The sequence below is a fragment of the Arthrobacter sp. Sr33 genome (genome assembly GCF_054511195.1).
Map to the genome: position 1 here is coordinate 252317 of NZ_JBTNDD010000001.1, position 24939 is coordinate 277255.

22 protein-coding genes and 2 tRNA genes are annotated in these 24939 nt (G+C 58.0%); 9 read left to right on the plus strand and 15 right to left on the minus strand.

All coding sequences use genetic code 11. From position 1 onward, the window contains the following. The first annotated feature begins 12 nt into the window (after positions 1-12). On the plus strand, positions 13-882 hold the full coding sequence (locus tag ACX80T_RS01295) for a glycosyltransferase family 2 protein (RefSeq protein WP_459303529.1): 870 nt from the start codon (positions 13-15) through the stop codon (positions 880-882). Here ACX80T_RS01295 and ACX80T_RS01300 read toward each other — a convergent pair. From ACX80T_RS01300 to dnaA, 12 genes are all read right to left on the minus strand, one after another. Further along, positions 879-1790 (minus strand): DMT family transporter, encoded by a 912-nt coding sequence (locus ACX80T_RS01300; protein WP_459303530.1) that lies wholly within the window; start codon positions 1788-1790, stop codon positions 879-881. The two genes, ACX80T_RS01295 and ACX80T_RS01300, sit on opposite strands and share 4 nt — an antisense overlap. A 78-nt stretch (positions 1791-1868) precedes the next feature. Further along, a tRNA-Ala gene (locus ACX80T_RS01305) sits at positions 1869-1941 on the minus strand. A gap of 36 nt (positions 1942-1977) precedes the next feature. After that, complete coding sequence (locus tag ACX80T_RS01310) at positions 1978-2094, minus strand: DLW-39 family protein (protein WP_237715235.1); 117 nt, start codon at positions 2092-2094, stop codon at positions 1978-1980. A 41-nt stretch (positions 2095-2135) separates the two neighbouring features. After that, positions 2136-2209: transfer RNA gene (locus ACX80T_RS01315), tRNA-Ile, on the minus strand. An 86-nt stretch (positions 2210-2295) separates the two neighbouring features. After that, positions 2296-2832: a DUF3566 domain-containing protein gene (locus ACX80T_RS01320; RefSeq protein WP_019482043.1), complete on the minus strand. Its 537-nt coding sequence runs from the start codon at positions 2830-2832 to the stop codon at positions 2296-2298. Then, entirely contained in the window at positions 2829-5450 is a 2622-nt protein-coding gene (gene gyrA / locus ACX80T_RS01325; RefSeq protein WP_019482044.1) for a DNA gyrase subunit A, read from the minus strand. The genes ACX80T_RS01320 and gyrA overlap by 4 nt, the downstream gene beginning before the upstream one ends. A gap of 70 nt (positions 5451-5520) precedes the next feature. Continuing rightward, positions 5521-7590, minus strand: coding sequence for a DNA topoisomerase (ATP-hydrolyzing) subunit B (gyrB, locus tag ACX80T_RS01330; RefSeq protein ID WP_019482045.1), 2070 nt, complete (start codon positions 7588-7590; stop codon positions 5521-5523). Between the two features lie 294 nt (positions 7591-7884). Next, positions 7885-8424 (minus strand): DciA family protein, encoded by a 540-nt coding sequence (locus ACX80T_RS01335; RefSeq protein ID WP_024475661.1) that lies wholly within the window; start codon positions 8422-8424, stop codon positions 7885-7887. Between the two features lie 22 nt (positions 8425-8446). Further along, complete coding sequence (gene recF, locus ACX80T_RS01340; protein WP_019482047.1) at positions 8447-9622, minus strand: DNA replication/repair protein RecF; 1176 nt, start codon at positions 9620-9622, stop codon at positions 8447-8449. A 10-nt stretch (positions 9623-9632) separates the two neighbouring features. After that, positions 9633-10598: a phosphogluconate dehydrogenase (NAD(+)-dependent, decarboxylating) gene (gene gnd / locus ACX80T_RS01345; protein WP_443110902.1), complete on the minus strand. Its 966-nt coding sequence runs from the start codon at positions 10596-10598 to the stop codon at positions 9633-9635. Then, positions 10594-11715, minus strand: a complete 1122-nt coding sequence (gene dnaN / locus ACX80T_RS01350; protein WP_024475659.1) for a DNA polymerase III subunit beta — start codon at positions 11713-11715, stop codon at positions 10594-10596. Before dnaN ends, gnd begins: the two co-directional genes overlap by 5 nt. A gap of 454 nt (positions 11716-12169) precedes the next feature. Further along, positions 12170-13615, minus strand: coding sequence for a chromosomal replication initiator protein DnaA (gene dnaA, locus ACX80T_RS01355; RefSeq protein ID WP_050994850.1), 1446 nt, complete (start codon positions 13613-13615; stop codon positions 12170-12172). A 394-nt stretch (positions 13616-14009) separates the two neighbouring features. Between dnaA and rpmH the strand changes: the two genes are divergently transcribed. The 8 genes from rpmH to ACX80T_RS01395 all read left to right on the plus strand — a co-directional run bounded on the left by rpmH (position 14010) and on the right by ACX80T_RS01395 (position 19793). Then, positions 14010-14147, plus strand: a complete 138-nt coding sequence (gene rpmH, locus ACX80T_RS01360; RefSeq protein WP_022892375.1) for a 50S ribosomal protein L34 — start codon at positions 14010-14012, stop codon at positions 14145-14147. 82 nt (positions 14148-14229) lie between these two features. After that, entirely contained in the window at positions 14230-14583 is a 354-nt protein-coding gene (gene rnpA, locus ACX80T_RS01365; protein WP_083850837.1) for a ribonuclease P protein component, read from the plus strand. Beyond that, complete coding sequence (gene yidD, locus ACX80T_RS01370; protein ID WP_024475657.1) at positions 14580-14927, plus strand: membrane protein insertion efficiency factor YidD; 348 nt, start codon at positions 14580-14582, stop codon at positions 14925-14927. Before rnpA ends, yidD begins: the two co-directional genes overlap by 4 nt. 13 nt (positions 14928-14940) lie before the next feature. After that, positions 14941-15903, plus strand: a complete 963-nt coding sequence (gene yidC, locus ACX80T_RS01375) for a membrane protein insertase YidC (protein ID WP_019482052.1) — start codon at positions 14941-14943, stop codon at positions 15901-15903. Beyond that, a complete protein-coding gene (locus ACX80T_RS01380) occupies positions 15900-16457 on the plus strand; it encodes a Jag family protein (protein WP_024475656.1) in 558 nt (185 codons plus the stop codon). Before yidC ends, ACX80T_RS01380 begins: the two co-directional genes overlap by 4 nt. Positions 16458-16482: 25 nt before the next feature. Further along, complete coding sequence (rsmG, locus tag ACX80T_RS01385) at positions 16483-17115, plus strand: 16S rRNA (guanine(527)-N(7))-methyltransferase RsmG (RefSeq protein WP_459303531.1); 633 nt, start codon at positions 16483-16485, stop codon at positions 17113-17115. 260 nt (positions 17116-17375) lie between these two features. After that, a complete protein-coding gene (locus tag ACX80T_RS01390) occupies positions 17376-18335 on the plus strand; it encodes a ParA family protein (protein WP_192813065.1) in 960 nt (319 codons plus the stop codon). Between the two features lie 93 nt (positions 18336-18428). Next, positions 18429-19793 carry a ParB/RepB/Spo0J family partition protein gene (locus ACX80T_RS01395; protein WP_459303532.1) on the plus strand — a complete coding sequence of 455 codons (1365 nt, stop codon included), beginning with the start codon at positions 18429-18431 and terminating at the stop codon, positions 19791-19793. A 2047-nt stretch (positions 19794-21840) separates the two neighbouring features. Here ACX80T_RS01395 and trxA read toward each other — a convergent pair. The 3 genes from trxA to ACX80T_RS01410 all read right to left on the minus strand — a co-directional run bounded on the left by trxA (position 21841) and on the right by ACX80T_RS01410 (position 24839). Continuing rightward, complete coding sequence (gene trxA, locus ACX80T_RS01400) at positions 21841-22164, minus strand: thioredoxin (RefSeq protein WP_019482057.1); 324 nt, start codon at positions 22162-22164, stop codon at positions 21841-21843. A 2-nt stretch (positions 22165-22166) separates the two neighbouring features. Beyond that, positions 22167-23231 carry a thioredoxin-disulfide reductase gene (gene trxB / locus ACX80T_RS01405; protein ID WP_019482058.1) on the minus strand — a complete coding sequence of 355 codons (1065 nt, stop codon included), beginning with the start codon at positions 23229-23231 and terminating at the stop codon, positions 22167-22169. A 132-nt stretch (positions 23232-23363) separates the two neighbouring features. Further along, a complete protein-coding gene (locus ACX80T_RS01410; RefSeq protein WP_024475651.1) occupies positions 23364-24839 on the minus strand; it encodes a hypothetical protein in 1476 nt (491 codons plus the stop codon). Positions 24840-24939 lie beyond the last annotated feature (100 nt).

The following is a 24939-nucleotide window of genomic DNA, read 5'->3' on the forward strand; positions in this document are numbered from 1 at the left end:
AGATTGACGGCCGTGCACCCTCTCCAGAACGCCGTCTCTATCGTCATTCCGGCGTATAACGAGGAAAGTGTCATCAGACAGTGTTTGATCGCGGCCATCTACCAATCGGTACCAGCCGACGAAATCATAGTGATCGACAACCGCTCCACCGATGGCACCTGTCGAATTGTGCGGCAGATGCAGTTGGAGTATCCCGAAAGCCCGATCAAGCTTCTTCAGCATTCAGCCGAACAGGGGTTGATACCAACCCGCAATTTCGGATTTGATAGCGCGTCAGGCAACATCATCGGGCGAATTGACGCTGACTCCGTGCTGGAGCCCGACTGGGTGGAGAAGGTCCTTGCGGGCTTCGCTGAGTCCGATGTTGCCGCCGCGACTGGCCCAGTGGTCTATTACGACATGCCGATGCGGCGCTGGGGTTTGCTTGCCGATGACAAGATCCGCCAACTAATCCTCAAGTTGGCCCGTAATCAATACCACTTCCTCTTCGGCTCCAACATGGCTATCCGCCGGACAGCCTGGGAACAGATTCGTGAGTCCACCTGCCGGGACGAGGCGGACGAAATGCACGAGGATATCGACCTTTCGCTCCACCTGGCCGAACACGATCTGGTAATTCGCTACCTGCCGACCATGGTCAGCGGCATGTCGGCGCGTCGACTTGAGGATTCGCCGAAGGATTACCGCTACTACGTGACCCGATTCGATCGCACGTACAAGGCTCACCGCATCAACAAACGAATCCTCAAGGTACCTCCGCTGATTTTCATGTCTATCTACTATCCAGCGAAAATGATCCGTGCTGTTCACTCTGTGCGCGGCCCCAGCCTCCACCGGGGTGGAGCGCCCCAGGCCGCTGGTGAGGGCCCGCAGAGGGGCTAGGTGCCACCCAGCGCGGGCGGTGGAGAGGCCGCGGTTTCCACTGTAGTTCTCTGCCGCGGATTCATTTGCCCGCGGACCACGATAGCCAGGCCCACCAGGATCAGCAGTAACCCGCCATAGGTACCGGCCGGCAGTTGCTCCCCCAGAAAGATTGCCGCAAGCAAGGCTGCCCCAGGGATTTCAAGCAGGATGATCATCGAAACCACCAGCGGGCTCATTACCGCCAGCAAATGATTGAATACCGTGTGACCCATCAGTTGGGCGACCAGCGTGACGGCGAGGATCCCCACCCATGCTGCCGGTGAAAATCCCACTAGTGGCTGCCTGAAGATCAGGCACATAACGAGCAGGATGAGTGCGCACCCTCCGTAACACAGGGTGGTGTAGGTGCCCGTGGACATGGTTTTCCGGGCGCTCGCCCCGGCCATCTGATAAATACCAGCCAGGGCCCCGCCAGCCAGGGCCAAAAGGTCACCGATGATCGCATCCTGGGAGAGGGTCAGATCAAAACCAGTGATGACGACGACGCCGAGCAGCGCCACACTCAGACCCACAACCACCTTGGTAGCCGGCTTCGAACCCTGGATCGCGTTAAAGAGCGCGATCCAGGCCACTTGAAGGCAGACCAGCGCGGTGGCAGCCGCTACGGAGGTCAGTTTCAACGCGGTAATAAAGCAGGCAAAGTGGAGGGCCAAAGCGGTGGCGGCGATCGCGAGCCGCACGAAGTCGGATCGTCGCAGGGCCTTGAACTCATGCCGCTTGGAAAGTGCCGCGGGTCCGCCCATCACCAGCGCACCGATCGCGTTGCGCCAGAAGGCTATCGCCAGTGCCGGGGCCACCGTCGCCGCCATAATAGGTCCGGACGCCGCAACGCCCAACACACCCAGAATGGAGAGGAAGATAATCACCCAGTAACACTAATCCACCCGGTGCAGTTCAGTTAAAAAGAAAGGGTTCCGGCCACTGGCCGGAACCCTTTCTCTCGGTGGAGGCACGGGGACTCGAACCCCGAACCCCCTGCTTGCAAAGCAGGTGCGCTACCAATTGCGCCATGCCCCCGATCGGTTGCCTTGACGGCAACCTCACCAGTATAGCCTAGTCAACCGTGTCGGTTGCCTTACTCCATACCGCTCTGTCCCTTTCGGATTCCTGCCACCTTTTATAGGCGAACGCACTTGCTACAGCTGCTGCAATTACCAACAACTTCTTCACAGTGCTTCTCCTATCGCAGTTACCTGCGGGTGATAGGTCCGTGGGCGTACCAGGACTTGAACCTGGGACCTCTTCGTTATCAGCGAAGCGCTCTAACCGCCTGAGCTATACGCCCCGAAGCCTGTTCGGGCCGAAATACGACTTTACAGGAGTATCTCGGCAATCATCAAATCGTCCGGAAACAGGCGTCCCCCGGCGGGGTTAATCGTCGGTGAGGGTAACACCAATTCCGCCAACCAGCGTAGATGAAATGTTGTAAAGGACCGCCGAAAGCATCGCCAGAGCGGTCAAAAGCACCACATTCACCACCGCGATGATTGTTGCGAAAGAGACCACTTGGCCCAGGGAGGCGAACTGGCGAAGGTCAAAACCGCCACTTTCGGTGCCGGCTATTTCGCGAAGCAGATCATTCACGCCATCGAAAATTCCGGTGAGATCCAAAACCGTCCAAATGACAATGGCCGCGACAACCGTGACAATACCCAGGGCTACGGACAGGAGGAATGACATCTTCAGCACAGACCAAGGGTCAACCTTACTGACCAGGAGTCTCGCCTTGCGGGCCTTGGCCTTGGGCGCTGGTTTCACCAGACCTGGCCGGGCGCCGGCCGGTTTGGATCCTGAAGTGGCACCCGCTGGACGCTGGGGTGGCCGTGCGGGAGCATTCACGCGGGGCCCGGTGCCGGTCTGTTTGACCGATCCTCCGGCTGCCCGTGGGTTTGAGTTAGGCGAACTCACTCGGTACCTCCATTATCTGGTGACTGTGCTTCCAGCTCAGCCGTCTCTTCTGAGGTCAACGGTACTTCATCGGTTGTTGCCCCGGCGGATTCGATGCTCTCCCCCGTCACGTCAACACCCCCGTCGTCGACCGTGAGTCCCCGTTCACTGTTGCGGGCGACGGCTATGATTCGATCCTTTTTGTCAGGCTTTGCGAAGATGACACCCATCGTGTCCCGGCCCTTGGCTGGCACCCCAGTCACCGCTGAGCGCACCACCTTGCCACCACCCATCACGACCAGGACTTCGTCTTCTTCCTGGACAATCAGGGCACCCACAAGGTCTCCGCGTTCCTCCGCGAGCTTGGCAACCTTAATCCCCAGGCCGCCACGACCCTGTACCCGATATTCCTCAACCTTGGTGCGCTTCGCGAACCCACCCTCGGTGACAATGAAAACGAAGGATTCGTCAGTGACCACGTTGGCGGCCAGTAGTTCATCTTCTTCGCGGAACTTCATTCCGGTGACACCCGAAGTTGCCCGACCCATGGGCCGCAAAGCGTCGTTCGTCGCGGTAAACCGGAGGGACTGACCCTTCCTGGAAACGAGCATCATATCGTCGCTCTCGGAGACCAGCTGCGCGGAGACCAGTTCGTCGCCGTCGCGCAGGTTGATCGCGATCACTCCGGCCGTCCGGTTGGTGTCGTAATCCTCAAGCCTGGTCTTCTTCGCGAGTCCGCGCTTGGTTGCCAACACCAGATAAGGGGACTGCTGGTAATCCCGGAGATCGAGCACCTGTGCGATCGATTCGTCGGGTTGGAATGCCAGCAGATTCGCGACATGCTGACCCTTCGCGTCGCGCCCAGCCTCAACCAACTCGTAAGCCTTCGCCCGATACACCCGTCCCAGGTTGGTGAAGAAAAGTAGCCAGTGGTGGGTGGTAGTGACGAAGAAGTGCTCGACTACGTCGTCGCCGCGTAGTTGTGCTCCCTTGATACCCTTCCCGCCGCGGGCTTGCTGGCGGTAGTTGTCACTACGGGTCCGCTTCACATAGCCACCGCGGGTGATGGTGACGACCATCTCCTCTTCAGGGATCAGATCTTCCATGCTCATATCCGAGTCGAAACCCATGAGGATCTCAGTGCGCCGGTCATCGCCATGCTTGTCGACTATTTCGCGGAGCTCAGTGGAGACAATATCCCGTTGCAGTTGCTTCGACGCGAGAATCTTCTGGTACTCGGTTATCTCGGCTTCGAGTTTGGCATGCTGGTCCTGGATCTTCTGACGTTCCAGGGCCGCCAGGCGACGCAGTTGCATATCCAGAATTGCCTGAGCCTGGATTTCATCGATCTCGAGCAAGCCCATGAGCCCGTTGCGGGCATCTTCGACCGTCGAGGATCGTCGGATCAGGGCGATTACCTCATCAAGTGCGTCGAGAGCCTTCAGCAGACCCCGCAGAATATGGGCCGCCTCTTCGGCCTTCCGCAACCGGTACTGGGTGCGCCGGACAATAACCTCAAGCTGGTGGGTCACCCAGTGACGAATGAAGGCATCCAGGCTCAGCGTGCGTGGCACATCGTCGACAATAGCCAGCATGTTCGCGCTGAAGTTGTCCTGCAGCTGGGTGTGTTTGTACAGGTTATTCAGGACCACCTTCGCGACGGCGTCCCGCTTGAGCACAACCACCAACCGCTGGCCGGTGCGGCCCGATGTCTCGTCACGAAGGTCGGCGATACCGTTGACCTTCCCGTCCTTGACCAGGTCGGCAATCTTGATCGCCAGATTGTCGGGGTTTGCCTGGTAGGGCAATTCGGTGACAACCAAACAGGTGCGACCCTGAATTTCCTCGACGTTGACGACAGCCCGCATGGTGATCGACCCACGGCCCGTGCGGTAGGCATCTTCGATGCCCTTATGGCCCAGGATTTGCGCTCCGGTGGGGAAATCCGGTCCTTTTATTCGCAGCAGAAGTTCTTCAAGGAGTTCTTCCTTGGTTGCCTCGGGGTTTTCGAGGTACCACTGGACGCCTGAGGCGACTTCGCGAAGGTTATGCGGTGGGATGTTGGTTGCCATGCCGACGGCGATACCCGACGATCCGTTGACCAGCAGGTTGGGGAACCGTGCCGGAAGGATGGTCGGTTCCTGGTTCTTGCCGTCATAGTTGTCCTGGAAATCGACGGTCTCCTCGTCAATATCCCGGACCATTTCCATGGCGAGCGGTGCCATCTTGGTTTCGGTGTAACGAGGCGCAGCAGCACCATCATTACCCGGCGAACCAAAGTTTCCCTGACCCAGGGCGAGCGGGTACCGCATGGTCCAGTCCTGGATGAGCCGGACCAACGCATCGTAGATGGCCGTATCACCATGCGGGTGGTACTGCCCCATGACCTCGCCCACCACGCGCGCACACTTGTTGAAGGATCGGTCCGGTCGGTAGCCGCCGTCGAACATCGCGTAGAGAACCCGCCGGTGGACGGGCTTCAGCCCGTCACGGACGTCGGGAAGCGCCCGCCCAACAATCACTGCCATCGCATAATCCAGGTACGACCGCTGCATTTCCGTCTGCAGGTCGACTTGCTCTATTCGATCGGAGAGGACCCGTCCTTCGAGGGGGAGATCGGGTGTTTCTTCGTCGCTCATACGTCAGTTCCGTTCAGTTCTAAGTGCCAAGGCGTTGGAGATGGCGATTACCGTCGATCGCCGAAACTCCCTAAATGTCGAGGAATCTAACGTCCTTCGCGTTCTGCTGGATGAAGTTCCGTCGTGATTCAACGTCTTCACCCATCAGGACCGAGAAAATCTGATCCGCTGCGGCCGCATCGTCGACCGTCACCTGAAGCAGGGTGCGATTGTCGGGGTCCATGGTGGTTTCCCAAAGCTCGGTGTAGTTCATCTCCCCGAGCCCCTTGTACCGCTGTACACCGTTGTCCTTGGGCAATCGCTGGTTGTTGGCCAAGCCCATTTTGATGACTTCATCCCTCTCACGGTCGCTGAACACGTAGGAGTGGGTCGCGTTGGACCATTTGATCCTGTAGAGCGGTGGCTGCGCCAGATAGACGTAGCCGTTCTCGATCAGGGGGCGCATATAGCGGAACAACAAGGTCAGCAGCAGCGTGGTGATGTGCTGCCCATCAACGTCGGCGTCGGCCATGAGAACGATCTTGTGATAACGCGCCTTGGCGACGTCGAAATCCTCACCGATCCCGGCACCAAAGGCTGTGATCATGGCCTGGACTTCACTGTTCCCGAGCGCACGATCAAGCCTGGCTCGTTCAACGTTGAGGATCTTGCCGCGCAGCGGCAGGATGGCCTGGGTATCGGGGTTACGTCCACGGACGGCCGAACCGCCTGCAGAGTCGCCCTCGACGATGTAGATTTCAGACTTCGATGGGTCCTTCGACTGGCAGTCCTTGAGCTTTCCGGGCATCCCACCGGATTCGAGCAGACCTTTGCGTCGGGTGGATTCACGAGCCTTGCGCGCTGCGAGGCGTGCCTGCGCCGCTTGAATCGATTTGCGGATGACGTCTCTGGCAGGGCCGGGGTTCCGTTCCAACCAGTCGCCCAACTGATCGGTGACTACGCGCTGGACAAAGCCTTTGGCTTCGGAATTCCCCAGCTTGGTCTTCGTCTGTCCTTCGAACTGTGGTTCGGAGAGCTTCACCGAGATGACCGCGGTCAGTCCTTCTCGAATATCATCACCGGTCAGGTTTTCGTCTTTTTCCTTGATGATGTTCTTGTCTCGCGCGTACCGGTTGATCAATGAAGTCATGGCCGCGCGGAAACCCTCTTCGTGGGTGCCACCCTCGTGCGTATTGATCGTGTTCGCGTAGGTGTGGACACTTTCCGAATAGGCGCTGGTCCACTGCATTGCTACTTCGACTGCGATCTTGCGGTCGGTGTCTTCGGTCTCGAATCCGATGACGTCCTCATGGATGACGTCCACACGCTTTGCCGAGTTCAGGTGATTGACGTAATCAAGCAGCCCGTTCTCGTACATGTAGTCAACCTGGCGGTGCTTCGGCGTATCCTCGCCGGAGGTCCCTGCATCCGACGTTTCAGCGATCTCCTCGGTTTCCACCTCGTCAACCCGTTCGTCGACCAGGATAATCCGAAGCCCCTTGTTGAGGAACGCCATTTGCTGGAAGCGGGCCCTTAGTGTTTCGAAGTCGAACTCCACCGTCTCAAAAATGGAGGCGTCCGGGTAGAACGTCTGGGTGGTTCCCGTTTCGGTGGTTTCAGCTCCACGGCGGAGCTCTCCTACCGGCTTTCCGCCATCAGCGAAGGACTGGTTCCAGACATACCCCTGACGCTTCACCTCGGTTTCCACCCGGGAGGACAAAGCATTGACTACGGAGATGCCTACCCCATGGAGACCGCCAGACACGGCATACCCACCACCACCGAACTTTCCGCCGGCATGCAGGATGGTCATGACGACCTCGACGGTGGGGCGCCCCTCAGTGGGGTGCATATCAACAGGGATGCCACGGCCGTTATCAACCACCCGGACACCGCCATCAGCCTGTAGCGTCACCCTGATGGTGTCGCAATACCCGGCAAGAGCCTCATCGACAGAGTTGTCGACCACCTCATTCACCAGATGATGGAGGCCTCGGGGGCCGGTCGAACCGATATACATGCCGGGTCGTTTACGAACCGCTTCAAGACCCTCGAGGACGCTGATATCGCTTGCGTCGTATCCGGTGGTCCCATTTTGGGCTCCTGCAGCGGACTGCGGATTGCCCTGGGTTTTGGCGTCCAGCTCGTTGTCATTAGCCACAGGCGCTGTCGGCTCCTCAAAGGTAGGAATCTGGGTCAAAAAAAGCTTCGCTGTTGACACCTGCGGAGCAGGTAACAGATCGAAGGCATCCCCTCAGGAATGCCATTTCCCATCATTCTACCTTGCCGTCGTGGACAATACCTCACTGAACAGGCCTCTAATGGCGAATAAAGCCGCATATAAGCCGTCGGGAGGGCGGCAGCTAAGGCCGGATACCTCCAGCGGGGAGTTCAGGGCCCTACACGGCGTTTACCGAACTGGCAATAGACCCATCCCTCGGAGTCCTACAGGGCCTTATCCATAGGTGTCGCGTGGCCCTCTTCCCTTGACGGACCGGCCACCTTTCCTCCAGTTGGGGGAAGCCGGCCCGAGTACCGAGATGCGGGTGACGACGCCGCTGCCCAACTCGGCATCAAACCTTTGAATTAGCATCGGGCTGATCAATCTGAGCTGTGTAGCCCAGGCAGTAGAGTCACAGCGAACGAGCACGGTACTCCCGTCAAAACTTTCGGGCCTGCAGTGCAATGCGATCTCCGGTCCGACGAGTTCATCCCACCGGGCAAGCACCGAGCCCACCGCCACTGGGGATTTCCACCCGCGTTCACTAAGCAGCCGACTAAAGACATTTCCCAACCCCTCGGGATCACGGCCCGTATAGGTGATGGACCCTGGCGCCCGCCGTTTGGGGCTTGCCACACCACGCCGTCCGGCGGGTAACCGGGTGTTTCCGCGGCTTCGTGAGGCATCGCGGACTCTGTTCAACAATGATTGCGGAGCATCCAGATAGGGTTCCCCGCCCCCAGCCTGATCGTCTTCGGGCGAGTCTTCCGGCACGGTTCCCTCCGGACGAGGGTTCCTAGGTTCCACTACTGACCAGGCCTCCCGGCACCACCTGGAACTGGTGTCCAACTAGGGATTCGGGAATATCATCGCTGACAGCAGCAGTAACCAGGACCTGTTCAGCTCCACCGACGATTGCCGCAAGTTTCTTCCGCCTACTGGCGTCCAACTCAGCGAACACATCGTCGAGAATGAGCACGGGGGTTGCTCCGGGGGTGTGGTCATCCTCAATCAAGAGATAATACGACCCCAGTCTGAGGGCGAGAGCCAACGACCAGGTTTCACCATGTGAGGCATACCCCTTGGCAACGGTCCCACCGAGCACGAGGTCGACATCATCCCGATGGGGTCCAACGAGCGATATCCCGCGGTCAAGCTCCTTCTTCCGGTGGACCAGAAGCACTGCGATAAATTTCTCAGTCAGTTCTTCCACACTTAATGAACTCAAGGTGTCATCTTCGCTGGCACCCCCGCCGTCGTCGTCGGCTCCCGACAGGGACGACCGGTACGTCGCTACCGCAACCTTGGATCCGTCGGTGAGCTGGTGATATGCCCGCTCCAGATGCGGCTTTAGCTGACCCAGCACGACGAGTCGGGCATGCAATAACCTGGCGCCAGCTTCCGCGAGGTGCTGATCCCATACATCGAGCGTCGCTTCATGGGAGGCAGTGAACTTTCCGCTGGCCCGTGCCGATTTCAGCAATGCATTCCGCTGTTTGAGCACCCGCTCATAGTCGGCGCTAATTCCCGCCCGATGTGGGAGCAGAGTCACCATCAGATCATCCAGAAATCGCCGCCGGTTGGAAGGATCACCTTTCACCAGTGCAAGGTCTTCCGGCGCAAAAAGTACAGTACGGAGGATGCCAGCCGCGTCGCTCGCCCTGACCGGGTTCGCACGATTTATCCGTGCGCGGTTACTCCGATCAGCGTTGATCTCAACCTCGACGCTGGTGGTTTGGGTTCCGCGAACCAGTCTTCCCCTGACCAGAGCACGCTCCGCGTTGAACGCGATCAGGGGTTTGTCTGAGCTCACCCGGTGCGAGGAAAGAGAAGCGAGATAGCCGATGGCCTCGACGATATTTGTCTTGCCCACGCCGTTGGGACCTACAAAGACTGTTACTCCCGCTTCCAGCGGCACTTCAACCTGGCTGTAGGTGCGGAAGTCCGTCAGGGACAGATGCTGAACGTACATGATGACCCACTCACGCGGATTCCTTGGGGGTGCGTACTGCATGTCCACCAAATTGGTTTCGGAGTGCAGCCACCATCTTCATCGCGGGGGCATCATCCTGGCGGGAGGAAAATCGTGCAAACAGCGCCGCAGTGATGGCGGGAACCGGAATTTCGCTGGCGATAGCTTCCTCTACAGTCCATCGTCCTTCGCCGGAGTCCTCAACATAACCGGCGATCTTACTCAGCTCCGGATCCTCGTCGAGCGCCTTGACCAGCAGGTCAAGCAACCACGATCGGACGACCGTTCCATGTTGCCAGGCCTGGAAGGTGCCATGAACATCCTTGATGATGTCTTTCGCTGCCAACAGTTCATAACCCTCCGCATAAGACTGCATCAGGCCGTATTCGATCCCGTTGTGAACCATTTTTGCGTAGTGCCCAGCGCCTACGTCACCGACGTGCACAAAGCTTTCTTCCCGGAGCCCATCCGGACGTAAGGCGTCGAAGACAGGGAGAGCCCGCTGCACATCGGCGTCGGCTCCGCCCGCCATCAGCCCATAACCATTTTCGAGGCCCCAAACGCCACCGGAAACACCACAGTCGACGAAAGCAATATCCTTTTTCGCAAGCAACGCCGCGTTCTCTTGGTGATCGGTGAAGCGTGAGTTGCCGCCATCAATCACCAGGTCCCCAGGTTCCAGCAGCTCGGCGAGATCGCGGATCACAGATTTGGTGATCTCTCCAGCGGGGACCATCACCCAGATCACGCGCGGTGTCTGGACCGCAGATACCAGACCGTCGAGAGAACCGATGTCTGAAAGATCTGGGTTTCTATCGAATCCGGTAACGGTCAGCCCTTTTCGGCGAAGCCTTTCCCGCATGTTGAAACCCATCTTGCCGAGTCCGATGAGGCCAATGTGCATTTCCGCTTCGCTTCCTGAGGACGGGGACTGGGATCTACCCGACGTTTCTCTGTCGCTGGTGAACTTATCAATTGGCCATTCGGACCGGCATCAGCAGGTATCGGTAGTCCGTACGGTCTTCCCCGGTCGCGTCTTCCTGTGCGGAGATGACCACGGGCTTCGGGGGTGTGGTGAAGGAGAACCGAACAAATTTGCTGTTGAAGGCGCCCAGGCCCTCGCTGAGATAATGCGGGTTGAAAGCGACCGTGATGTCGTCCCCATCCAAGGTGGCCTCGATTGCTTCAGAGGCCTGGGCATCTTCGCCCGTACCCGCATCGAGCGTCACCTGTCCTGCGCTGAAGGCCATGCGGACAGCGGTATTTCGTTCGGCAACCAGCGAGACCCTGCGAACTGCCTCGACCAGCACACCGGTCTCGACAGTCGCGTGGATGGGCGTGCTTTCCGGGAACAACGCCCGAATCTTGGGGTAGTCGCCATCGACCAGGAGCGATGTAGTTCGGCGTCCCCCGCTTTCAAAGCCGATCAATTCCCGGTCGTTTGAAAGGGCAATGCTCAGATCGCCGGCACTTCCAAGGGTTTTCGCTACTTCGTTGAGTGTTTTGGCCTTTACCAGTGCGCTAGTGGAGATTCCGGGCGTCCTGGGTTTCCAGGACACTTCGCGCAGCGCGAGCCGGTATCGGTCTGTCGCAAGGAGGGTAATCAGGTCATCTTCAATTTCCATCCGCACACCCGTGAGGATGGGCAGTGTGTCATCCCGGCTTGCAGCGATGATGACCTGGGAGACGGCTTGTGAGAAAGCGTCTCCGTCGACAACTCCGCTTACTTCTGGTGGGGTCGGAAGTTCGGGATACTCACCCTCCGGCATTGTTGCCAGGTTGAATCGGCTATTGCGGCAAGTCAACGTCACCTTGGTGCCTTCAGTTTCCACCTCGACAGGGGCCGAAGGAAGGCTACGGCAGATGTCAGCCAATAGACGCCCGGACACCAAAATGGTCCCCTCTTCAGCTACATCAGCTGGGATCTCGAGCCGCGCAGAAATTTCGTAGTCGAAACTGGCAAGGCTAAGTGTTCCACCGGCTGCCTTAATCAAGAGACCCGACAGCACCGGCACAGGCGGACGGGGGGACAAGGAACGCGCCGTCCAGGTTACGGCCTCAGCTAGAACATCCCGCTCGACTCTGAATTTCACTGAAGGGTGCCGCCTTTCTCAACATAATTCTCGGGAAGATTGCTTGGCCAACGGGGGAAAGGACTCAGCCGGAGGGCAAGGAACTACATTACTCACAGAAAGCTTAGCCTGACTGCCGCCGGGCGGTTTTCGGGAGCTCTGGGTTTGTTTGGCCGGGATCGGAGCGTGGGTGGGTGAGCGGGAAAATGTTATTTGGAAGAACCCTTGGATTTAAGGTTCGTAGTCGTAGTAACACCTGTTGAAACTGTGGATAACTGCCTCACACTATGCAGGTACAGGCAACAGCCTGTTGAGAAGTTGTGTATAGAGAAGCCTTGGAGGCGCGGGGGGTTGTGGGGAAAATCCTTGAAAGTTAGCGGGTCCACAGGCTCTGGGGGGTTGTCCTCATTAACATCGCTGTTGTTCGACCAGTTATCCACAGTTCTATCCACACCTGTTAATACCACTGGTGTAGTTAGGCGTCTTTCCGGCGATGTTTGATCCTGTTGGTCAGTTCGGTGACCTGATTGAAGATTGCGCGGCGTTCGGCCATGAGCTCACGGATCTTCCGGTCGGCGTGGATCACTGTGGTGTGATCGCGACCTCCCAGCTCCTGGCCAATCTTTGGGAGTGACATGTCGGTGAGCTCCCTGCAGAGATACATTGCGATCTGCCGCGCGGTCACGAGAGTCCGGGTACGGGATTTACTGCAGAGCTCCTCCATGCTGATCTGAAAGTAGTCGGCAGTTTGGGCCATGATCACGGCGGAGGTGATCTCCTGAGCGCCGTCGTCGGTGATGAGATCTTTGAGAACCACCTCAGCGAGTGTCACGTCCACTGGTTGACGATTCAGGCTGGCGAAGGCCGTGACGCGAATAAGCGCCCCCTCAAGTTCCCGGATATTGGTGGAGATTTTTGATGCGATGTACTCGAGCACATCGTCTGGAGCGCTCATTCCCTCACTGATCGCCTTCTTTCGGAGAATGGCGATTCTGGTTTCCAACTCCGGTGGCTGAATGTCGGTCAACAGACCCCACTCAAACCGTGATCTCATCCGTTCCTCGAACCCTGAGAGCTGTTTTGGGGGTAGATCTGAGGTGATGACCACTTGCTTGTTGTGATTGTGGAGGGCATTGAAGGTGTGGAAGAACTCTTCCTGGGTGCGGTCCTTACCGGAGAGAAACTGGATGTCGTCAATAAGGAGGATGTCGACGTTCCGGTAAGTCTGTTTGAAGCTTGTGCCCTCGTCATCGCGGATCGAGTTGATGAAGTCGTTGGTGAACTCCTCCGAATTGACGTAGCGCACCCGAATTCCTGTGTAGAGATGCCGGGCGTAATGACCGATGGCATGCAGGAGATGGGTTTTACCGAGCCCGGAGTCGCCGTAGATGAACAAGGGGTTGTAGGCCTTGGCGGGCGCCTCCGCAACAGCTACCGCTGCTGCATGGGCAAACCGGTTGGACGAACCGATCACGAAGGTATCGAAGACATACTTCGGGTTGAGGCGACCGAACTCGTGAGAGTTGCTCGGCAGGGTTGGCGCGGGCTTAGCCTCTTCCCTGACTGGTTCTGCGGTCTGTACTGGCTCGCTCTCGTCAACCTCGACCGGTGTGAGTTCGGGGTCGATAACGAAAGCGCACTGCAAATCCTCACGGAACACTTCCCGCAGCGCCTCGTCCAGGGCAGCCTTCAGGTGGGTCTGGAGAACCTCACGGGTCAGTTCGTTCGGGACTGCGACCAGGAGGGTAGTCCCGATCAACCCTTGAGCCTGGGCCAAGACAACGAATCCTCGCTGTCTGGGCGTGACCCTCTCATCGTGTTCCAGGGTGCGAATGACCTTGCGCCAGGAACTCCCTACATCATTAATCTCGTCCGGGCCCACAAATACCTCTCCACCATGTCCATCGAAAACGGCCCTCATCCACAGAGTTATGCACAGCTGGTGGATAAACGACCCTTGGGCAAGACTAGAGGATGGGTACTGGAGAAGATAGCTGGTCTACGGGGCTGAGCGGGTGTGCTTTGGGGCCCTCGCCGGACCGTGAGATGGGGGCTTAACCAAGGTTGTCCACAGATTTGTGGATTTAGCCCTCGACCTCTCCCTGCCGCTCGGTTTGACTGGCCTGTGTGCAGTCGCCTAACGTTATGTAGTCCTATATGTCTGCATTCTGCATGCCTGCGAATTGATCGACGATCAAACAAACCCGCTGGCCTCTGCATCAGCCGCAGATATCAAAACGTCGAATCGCCAGTCTGTTCTTCCCCCTTGTAGCAACGGACCGGACGCATCCTAAGATTGTCTTGGAGTAAATACAGTGAGCAAGCGGACCTTTCAGCCGAATAACCGCCGCCGGGCTAAGAAGCACGGTTTTCGCCTTCGGATGCGCACACGCGCCGGCCGAGCCATCCTTTCAGCGCGCCGCGGCAAAGGCCGCACCGAGCTGTCAGCATAAGCAGCCCCAGCTAGCTTGAAGACGTGGGTTCGCCAGGCGATACATAACGCCACGGCAACCCGGCCGGTTCGGACACTTTGACATGTTGACTCGAATCAACAGGGTCCGAACGGCCTCCGACTTCACCTATACCGTACGTTCCGGCTCCCGCTCTGGGCGCCGGAACTTGGTGTTATATGCGGTAACTACCTCCGCAGATGAACCCAGCAGGTTCGGGTTCATCGTCTCAAAGGGCGTGGGGAACGCAGTGACACGAAACCTCGTTAAGAGGAGACTAAGACAAATGGCTGCGTCAGCCTTATCCCGGCATTCCAGTGGATTGGCGGTGGTGGTTCGAGCGCTGCCGCCTGCCGCTGATGCAACCTGGAGTCAGCTCGCTAGTGACTTCGACCGGGCACTTGATTCGGCATCCAGCAGGAAGAGAGGCAGCACATGACCACGGCTGCCTCTGGCGTTTCGCTGCTCCGTGAATTCCCCGGGAACGCGATGATCGCTGTTTTGAAGGCTTATCGGGTGGTTATTTCCCCGCTATATGGCCAGGTCTGTAGATTTTTCCCCTCCTGCTCCGCCTACGCGCTGGAAGCAGTGACGGTCCATGGAGCGGTCAAGGGCGGCAGTCTTGCCGTTCGTCGGATCTGCCGCTGCCATCCCTGGAACGACGGCGGGGTGGATCACGTGCCTGCCGGCGGAAGATCGTTCCCGGACGGAAAAATACCCAAAATTGTTGTGCTGAATCATCCTGTGATTCCCGCTGATGACGAAAGCCGCTCGGCGGCCTGAGGAGCAAATAGCTATGGACTTCTTCAATACGATCCTCTTCCCGTTCCAGTGGTTGGTGTCGTGGATCATGACGTTCTTCCACGACGGCTTCACCTTCCTCGGCATGGACGCGGCGTCTGGCTGGACCTGGACCCTGTCCATCGTGGGTCTCGTGGTGGTGATCCGTGCGGCCCTCATCCCAGTTTTCGTCAAACAGATTAAAGCTCAGCGCGGCATGCAGGCACTCCAGCCTGATCTGAGGAAACTGCAGAAGAAATACAAGGGTAAGACAGACCAGCTGTCGCGGCAGGCGATGACCCAAGAGCAGATGGCGCTGTATAAGAAGCATGGCACCAACCCGTTCGCGGCCTGTCTCCCCATCCTGATCCAGATGCCGTTCTTCTTTGCACTTTTCACGGTGCTCAACGGTGTGTCCAAGGCATCCGAGACTGGGGAAACAATCGGTGCCATGACCACCGAAGAAGTCCGGCAGTTCGATGACGCATCAATATTCGGCGCACCTCTTTCGTCCACGTTCCTGGGCAGCTTTGGGGACAACGCGAACGTCAGCGTGATCATTCTGTCGGTGATCATGATTTTGGCGATGACCGGGTCACAGTTCATAACGCAGAAACAGATCATGGCGAAGAACATGTCTGAAGAGGCAATGCAAAGCCCCTTTATGCGTCAGCAAAAGCTCATGCTGTACATCCTGCCTTTGGTGTTTGGTATTGGCGGTATCAACTTTCCGATTGGCGTGCTTATTTACTGGACCACGACCAACATCTGGACGATGGCTCAGCAGTTCTATGTGATCCGAAAAATGCCCACTCCAGGGTCGCCTGCGGCGAAGGCGCTTGCCGAGCGACGTGCGAAGAAGGGGCTTCCGATGACCCCCCTGCTTGGCGAGAAGAACGCCGATCCAGCGTCTGAAGAGGTCATTGAGACCAAGGGTCAGCGCACACAGCCCCAGCGTAAGAACAGGAAGAAAAAATGACAGCTGAGAGTGCACCGGCGGACGGCGTGGAAGAAGTGGTCGACTCAGCTGGCGAGGCCGGTGATTCATCGGCAACTATCAGTCGGCTCGAGGATGAGGGTGATGTTGCAGCGGATTACCTGGAGGAGCTACTGGACATCGCCGATATCGACGGAGATATCGACATTGAGGTTCGGAACGGGCGTACCTACATCTCTATCGTCTCCGAGGATCCAGACGGTGGCGCACTAAGCGGTTTGGTTGGAAAAGATGGTGAGGTGTTGGAGGCTCTGCAGGAACTGGCTCGGCTCTCGGTTCTCACATCGACGGACAACCGGTCACGACTGGTGCTCGATATTGACGGGTTTCGTGAGGTGCGGGGCAAAGAGCTACGCACCATTGCGGTGGATGCGGTGAACAAGGCCAAGGAATCGGGCGAGGAGGTCGCCCTGGAGCCTATGTCTGCATATGAGCGCAAGATCGTTCATGATGTGGTCGCGGAGCTCGGCTCGATCAGCGAGTCGGAAGGTGAAGGGTCCGGGCGGCATATCGTTGTCTCACCGGCGGATTCCTAGGAATCCGGGAGTCGAGGCATACCTGATGGTGGAAATTAGTGAATCAGAACTTGCAGCTGCCCGATCAATCTTCGGTGACCGCCTCGGCTTGGCTGAGCGCTTCGTAGAGCATCTGGCGACGACCGGTATTGAACGTGGTCTGCTGGGCCCGCGAGAGGTTCCACGGTTATGGAGCCGCCACGTCTTGAATTGCGCAGTGACTGCCGAACTGTTCCCAGCAGGGGCTGTGGTGGCAGATGTCGGCAGCGGTGCCGGATTGCCTGGCATAGCGTTGGCTATCGCCCGCCCCGACTTGTCCTTCATCCTTATCGAGCCACTCGAGCGTCGTGTCACCTGGCTCAATGAGGTAGTCGCCGATCTAGGTCTTGACAATGTCAAGGTGTTTCGCGGACGCGCGGAGGAGGCTGTAGGGAAGGTCTCGGCAACCGTCGTTACTGCTCGGGCCGTATCCGCGCTGGGGGGCCTTGCGACAATGACGATTCCCATTCTGGCTGGAAGCGGTCAGGTGTTGGCGATCAAGGGACAAAGTGCTGCTGAGGAAGTCAAAAAGGCCGCGAAACTGATCCGGAAGCTAGGTGGCCGGAATACCTCTGTAGTACAGGTCGGTGCCGGAGTATTGGACCAACCAACTACGGTCGTCCGTATCACCGTTGGGTAGTCTGCTTACAGCCCCTTCGAATCTTCACCAATAGCGCTTGTCCCGAGGTTCGTTCGAGCCAGTGACCGGTACTCTAGAAGTAGGACCGACCCCGGAATGCTGAAAGCGAGTTATCCTGCGTGACAACAAAAGACGCTGCGAAGCGAAGTCAATCCTTGCTATCAGCAGGGTCGCAGTTAGCTGTCACTCTTGGCGAAATACAACCAGAAGTGTTTGCTGATCCGGCAAATATGGGAATTGTTTCACGTGAAACCACTTTTATGGTGTCCAGTTCCCAGGCGGCACCGGTTCCTGCCCAAACGATTACCCCTAGCGCATCACCAAGGAATGTTATGGACGCGATGGACGACAGCACACCCCTGGCACGGGAGTTGGCCAGCGAGAACCGTCGCAGGGAAAAACTGAGCGGGCGTAGCCTTCCCAAACCTAGTGCTACCCGCACGTTGACGGTGAGCAATCAAAAAGGTGGCGTGGGGAAAACCACGACCACTGTCAACATTGCCGCAGCACTCGCGGCAGCGGGCCTGAATGTGCTGGTCATCGATATCGACCCTCAGGGCAATGCATCCACGGCCCTGGGGATTCCGCACCATGCAGAAGTCGACAGTATCTATGACGTGCTCATCGATGACCTCCCCCTCGGGGAAGTCGTAGTCCCGTGTCCTGATGTTCCGAAGCTCCTTTGTGCTCCTGCAACCATCCATCTTGCCGGCGCGGAGATCGAACTGGTATCGCTGGTGGCCAGGGAGCAGCGCCTGCGGCGGGCCATTGACCTCTACTCTCAGGAGCGCGAAGACCGTGGTGACGAACGGTTGGACTATGTCTTTATTGACTGTCCCCCAAGCCTGGGCCTCCTCACGGTAAACGCCTTTGTGGCCGCGAAGGAGGTTCTGATACCAATCCAGTGCGAATATTATGCATTGGAGGGTCTCAGTCAACTGCTGAAGAATATTGAGATGATCCAAAAGCACCTCAATGCTGAGTTAGTGGTATCTACAATCCTGCTGACAATGTATGACGGTAGGACAAACCTTGCAGCGCAGGTGGCTGCGGAGGTGCGAGAGCACTTTCCCAAGCAGGTTTTGAAGGCCGTCGTACCGCGTTCGGTCAGGATCTCTGAGGCGCCGAGTTACCAACAGACGGTGATTACTTACGACCCGTCCTCGAGCGGTGCTCTGTCCTACCTTGAAGCAGCTTCGGAAATCGCCCTGCGCGGATAGCTAGCCTCAAGCCGTTTCAGCACTTCCCGCAGTAGTGTGGGTATCAATAATCACCCGATGCGGATTGCTCTGCACTTTTGAAGGGACCTGGTCATGGCCGAAAAGCGACGCGGATTGGGACGTGGACTGGGAGCTCTCATTCCAAGCGCCCCGTCGAACGAAGAGACCTCGGGGATAGACTCTGTGACGCCGCGCAGCGGGCGGCCGGCTGATCTGTTTTTCCCATCAGCACCGCCCAGGGAGGAGGCGGAGGATTCCGTCTCGGGGTCTGCGCGTTCACAGCGACCCGCTTCTGGAATCAACAAGGATGCGCTTACGGCCTCTACCCGGGGCTCCAAACGAACGCCTGTGAAGAAAGCCACGCGGGTTCCCAAAAGGGTTGCCAGCGAAAGCGCAGCCGAGGAATCCGGAGAAGATACAGCGGTTGAGGTGCCCCCCGCGGTCGTCGAGTCTACTCCCACCTCGTCTAATCTCACGACCGAAAACATTCCCACTGTCGGTGAACCCTCCGGCCCGCTGGAAGATCAGGTGGTGGAGGTGGAGGACGCTAGCCCTTCTGTAGAGGCGGATTCAGACCGCACTCCGGAGAACGTTTCACGTGAAACAGCACCGCAGCCAGCAGACCCGAATTTGGTCGCGGTGCCTGGCGCGACATTTGCCGAGATCCCCGTGAACCTCATCCACGCGAATCGGAAACAGCCTCGAAGTGTCTTTGACGACGACGAGATGGCCGAACTTGTTAACTCAATTCGCGAAATCGGAGTGCTCCAGCCTATTGTTGTCCGCCCTTCGACGGAGGGTGGGGAACAGCCCTACGAGCTCGTCATGGGTGAACGGCGCTGGCGCGCAACCAGAGAAGCTGGCCTTGCAATGGTGCCGGCAATCATCCGATCGACGACCGACGACGATCTCCTCAGGGATGCCCTCCTGGAGAACTTGCACCGTAGTCAACTCAATCCACTTGAAGAAGCCGCAGCATATCAGCAATTGCTGGACGATTTTGGTTGTTCTCATGACGAACTCGCAGAACGCATTGGTCGCTCGCGCCCGCAAATATCGAACACCCTCCGTCTGCTGAAGTTGCCACCGCTAGTCCAGAGGCGCCTTGCTGCTGGCGTTATCTCGGCCGGACATGCTCGGGCCTTGCTTGGATTAGGCGATCAGGTTGAGATGGAAAAGCTGGCTCAGAAGATCGTCGCTGAGGGATTGTCCGTGCGCACCACGGAAGAGCTCGTCTCAATGAACGATGGGCTGCGCCGCCCGGTGAAGCCGAACACGCCACGCGCCGGAGCTCGGCATGAACGGTTGGATTATCTAGCATCCTCCCTCTCAGACCGTCTTGACACCAGCGTCAAGATCACCCTGGGCGCCCGTAAGGGGAAGGTCAGCATCGAATTCGCCAGCGTCGACGACCTCAACCGCATTATGGGAGTTCTCGGTACCTCGGGGGCCTCCTAGGCCTAGATATCCGGGCTAGATATGCGCTGTTTCACGTGAAACATGTCAGCAAGGCGGTAAAGGTTGCCCAAAAGAGTTGGATGTTTCGGGTAGTGCCTTGGGAAGTGGGTTAGAAAAATCAAGAGATCTCCATCTGGGGGGCAAGACTCTGTGTGTTTCGGTGCCAATTTGCCCCCGGAATGTAGCCAGGACTTTCAGATATCAGGCGTGACAGGCCCCCTTTTGTGCAGTGGACCTCATGGACGTGCTGGATACATAGATCCGCAGGGCGGCAGGTTTCACGTGAAACAGGTCAGATTAGCCATGGTTGCCGTGTGCTGTCCATAACCTTGCTGAATCGGTAGCACTTTGCCCCTATTGTGAGCGCTGTTGTACAACGTTGCTGGTCCGGGGCAGGAATCTTCGGTTTCACGTGAAACAGCCGTCCTTTAGTCACCGATAGGCTGCACATTCGGCAGCTTCTCCCGGACTGAGACACAGAACATGAGGGTGTTCTTGTTGTGTTCGAAGCTGCCCTAGTCCAATTCGATCCACAACCAGCCGAATAGTGGGCAATGGTCGTCATACGACAACTTCACGCCTCATCTCTGGCCGCGTTCGCATTCGCCGACAGTTCTTTTGCCCTGATGCAGCGTCTAGCGTTTCTGAATTGACTCCCGGTCACTTCGCTCCGAGCGCTCTGGAGTACCAAGGCGCCGCACGGTGTCGTTTCACGTGAAACGACCGTCCCCTCCGACGTTTCACGTGGACGGCAGCTAGCGAGAAGTGAGGTCTAGACGAGAAGCCCTAGAGGGTCCTTCCCCAGGGGGGAAACACAACTGCCGTAAGGGTCCCTAATATTGCCCTGCGGTTCTCCCCACACCTGACGGGATTGTTGTACCTACCCGGTGCACTGGGTGCCGCGCAGGCCGAAAGTTGCCTATCAGCGACATCAGGGGTCGCCACGCTAGCGGGAGTTCCACCATGGCTAGGATTTCTGGCGATTTCTGGCAGCTGGCGCCCCTTTGACTCCTATTTAGCCTGTAGCTGGCAGAGAAGATGTTTCACGTGGAACAAGTGTCTTCTGGCCTGGGATGCGCAGGCTGGGTCACAACTTCGAATACGAACCAACTCAGGGACGACTGGTAGCGAGGTTTCCATGGTCGGAGGTTCCCACCCCGCGTGGGAAGACATACTCGGATCTCATCGGATCCTTCGTGATCTTTGCAGTCTTAGGAGAGCGGCGAATTCGACTTGAGCGTCCCCGCGTCAGTATCCATCCGTATTCCACCAAAAGACGGTTATTTAGCAACATTTGTCCACTTGAGGGCGCCGCGCTAGCTATAAAGGTCGATCTACGGGTATCCGGTCGTTGCTGCACTAGCAACGACCCTTTCCGGCGTCCCGTGTGGGCCCGCCTTTCCGATGCACGGGACCGGACTGGATCCTGGCAGCTGGCATCCACTTATGCGGCATGACACGAGGCCTTCCACAGAACCGAACGTTTCACGTGGAACATTGTGGACGCCACAAAAGAATCCCGAGCCGTGACTAGTATCTGTGGTGACCTGAGTGAAGCTAGCAGTCAGCTGAAAGGTCACGGAGTCAGGCTGGAGATGTCACCCCGCGAGGCCGGAGATGTTGTGCAGAAGGCGGGGCCTGAGTTGTTTAGTTCCAGTGCCATGCGCGGGTCTAAGAGACCGGTCGATGCGGACCCGTTTGTCTCCACGGGACGCGGAGTGAGATTTCGCGCGACGGCGCGGTACGGATCCGTTGATAGCACCTTTTGGCTACGAGAAGTCATGGGGTGGAAGGATGCCGGTCTACTTCGCTGCTGCAAGTACATTTCATACGGGCTGCACCATATTGATTATCACGCAGCGTCCTTCAGGGTCGGCCATGTCAGTCCGACCACGTGACGTGCCTCGGCTGAAAGTCCTACCAAGATGAGGCTATGGCTCCGGGGTCCAATTCAGTTTCACGTGAAACAGTCAGCAGGCGTGAAAAGGGCCACCACTTCGTACAGAAGTGATGGCCCCTGGAAAGAGGTGCAGGCTCGAAACGCTTCCTACTTCAGGAAGTCAGCGAATTCCTGCTCCAAAACCTGCTTTGGCTTAGCACCGATGGATTGTGCTGCAACTACGCCGTCCTTGAACACATAGACGGCCGGGATCGAAGTGATTCCATACTTCGCAGCGGTAGCCGGATTATCATCGACGTTGAGTTTGACGACATCAACCTTTTCCGAATGTTCTCCGGCAATTTCGTCGAGAATAGGCGACAACTTACGGCACGGTCCACACCATTCGGCCCAGAAGTCGACGAGCACTGGCTTTGTTGATTTCAATACATCGGCGTCGAAGGACGCGTCGGTGACTTCTCTTGCAGTCATAGCTACTCTCCTTGGGTGGTGCTGGATACGTGGGCATCTTCAGAGACCTGTTCGGCTGGCGGTGTTGGTACTTCCGCCGCCGTCTCAACCGAGTCCCCGAGGTCAGCGAGGTAATGCTCTACGTCAATTGCCGCAACACATCCTGAACCGGAGGCAGTGATGGCTTGGCGGTAGGTAGGGTCGATCACGTCGCCCGCGGCAAATACCCCGGGTATGGAGGTCTTGGATGTGCGGCCCTGGACAGCGATGGTGCCTTCTGTCGTGAGCTCGAGCACTCCCCGTACCAGGTCCACCCTAGGGTCGTTGCCGATAGCAACGAAAACCCCGGTGACCGGGAGATGCTGGGTTGAGTCGTCTACAGTGCTAGCCAGGCGCAAACCCGTTACCTTGGAGTCGCCGTCGATCCCCACAACCTCGGAGTTCCAGATGAAGCGGATCTTCTCGTGGCTCAATGCCCGGTCCTGCATGATCTTGGATGCACGAAGCGAGTCTCGCCTGTGGACCACTGTGACGGAGCGAGCAAATTTCGTCAGGAAAAGGGCTTCCTCCATTGCGGAGTCACCCCCGCCAATCACTGCAATGTCCTGGTCCCTGAAGAAGAACCCGTCACAGGTTGCACACCAGCTGACGCCGTGCCCTGAAAGACGCTTCTCATCCTCAAGTCCGAGTTCACGATACTCGGAACCGGTAGACACAATGATGGATCGCGCGCTGAAAGTCTCACCTGTGCCGATGGTGACCGTCTTGACCGCGCCGGAGAGCTCAAGCGACGTCACATCTTCGAACAGTATCTCTGTGCCGAACCGTACGGCCTGCTTTTCGAACTGCTCCATCAGATCCGGTCCCATGACACCTTCAGGGAAGCCAGGATAGTTTTCCACATCCGTGGTGTTCATCAGTTCACCGCCGGCTTTGACGGAACTGGCAATCATCAGAGGCGCCAGATTCGCGCGGGCGGTGTACACGGCGGCTGTGTATCCGGCCGGTCCTGAGCCCACAATGATCACATCGTGGATCTTCTGTGGATCGGTGCTGCTGGTTCCGGTTGTGCCGGTTTCTATACTCACGGGTTTGGTAGACCTTCCTTTGTTGACACCACTACAGGAGCCTGGGGCCCGGCTGAGCGGTCATTTATAAGAACCGCGTCAGGGTCAAGCTTATTCCGTCCGCGAAGCGCACCGCTCAACAAAAGGTGAAGTTTAGGAGACGCTGATCTCCGCTATCCGGACGCCCCAGGGGAAGATGGCCTGAACGTTGGTCAAACGCGGAAGCTGGGTGAGGTTGACAATGACGTACTGAGCGGTGGCGGGCTCGCCCTCCGCGCCTGGTGGGACAGGGATGTTGATTGTCGGCCCGGTGAAGGAGCTCTGCGCAATCTGATCTGCGCCGTCGAGGGTCGGCTCATCATTGAGGAGGACAGTGAAACTGCCACCGGAGCCGTTGAGTTGCTCGATCTGGATCTGGCTGATGGTCGACTCCTCTTCGAGTTCGACGACAAGAGCCATGCTCTGGGCCAAGCCGCCAAAAGTCTCGTTCGCGAAGACGAGGGAGCCCCAGAAACTGCCAGGATTACCATCGATAATCAGGGGAAGGTCCGCGTCAGTTTCGGCGTTCAACTCTGCATTATCGGGGACGAGGCGTGTCACATTCGCGGGGACTGGCTCAACTGCTTCCACCGTTGGTTCTGGAGTTTCCTCAGGGCCTTCGGCAGGGGTGGTTGCGACGTCGTCGGTCGGTTCCTCTTCCACCTGAGCGGTGGTGGTCTCGGCGCCCGCTAGGGGGTCAGGCGAAAAGTAGTTGCTGAGCTGGTTGACGGCCAGGGCAACGACGGTCACCAGGATGATCGCGAGCACCACTCCGACGAGGACCCGGGTGTACTTCGGGTTGTTTCCCTCGTCATCGTCCTCAGCTGTGTCGTATTCGTCGTAATCTTCAGGTGCTCCGCCACCGGAGGCGGCTGCAGCAGGAAAGTGTGACGCGGCCCGGCCGGAATCGTCTGTCCGCTTTGCATCGGCGTCGTAGTCGCTTTCTGACCAGAGGGACACCTTGGGCTGGTCGCTGCCGCGGGGCGCAGATGCCGGCGGCGGAGGAACCGCTGACGAAGCGGACGCCGGGTTGGCTGAGGCGGGGGTGGCAGCGTCAGCGCCGGAGGCTCCCGCAGTGACACCCGCAGCGCCAGCAGCCGCGGCACCCTTGCCGAACTTCGGCAGCCGGGCCTTCGGCAGGCGGGACTTCTTTTCGGGCTGGTCGTCGTCGTAGTAGTCGTAATCGTCGTCGTCATCGTAAGTCTCGGGTTCGGTGGAGCGGGGCCCGCCGAAGATTTCCGATCCAAGGGTATCGGTGAAAAATGGTTCGACAAACGGTGCATCCTGAGGGACAACGAGATCCAACAAGTCGGCTGGGGAGGCACGGTTGGTGACCAGATAGGTGCTCTCGTCGGTGACGCCCAGATCAAGGACCTGGATGTTCCCCGCCCGTTCACCAGTGGCCACTTCACGGGCGGTAGCGGCTATTTGGCTGGCGTTGGAAGCTGAAGCGACCAGGATGCTGACTGGCCGATTCAATACCTGGTCCATACCGTCGAGCACGAGGTCCCGGTCAGCAGAAGCCAGTACGTAGGCGGTGACCTTGTAGCGGCCTCCCAATACTGATCCGACGTCTACTGGTTGTGGCACGTGTTCCTCCCGTGGAATGAATGGATTCTCGGGCGACGAACAGCATCCTGTTCAGCGCGTGAAGTCAATTGCAGATGATTCCCACCAATGCTACCGGTCA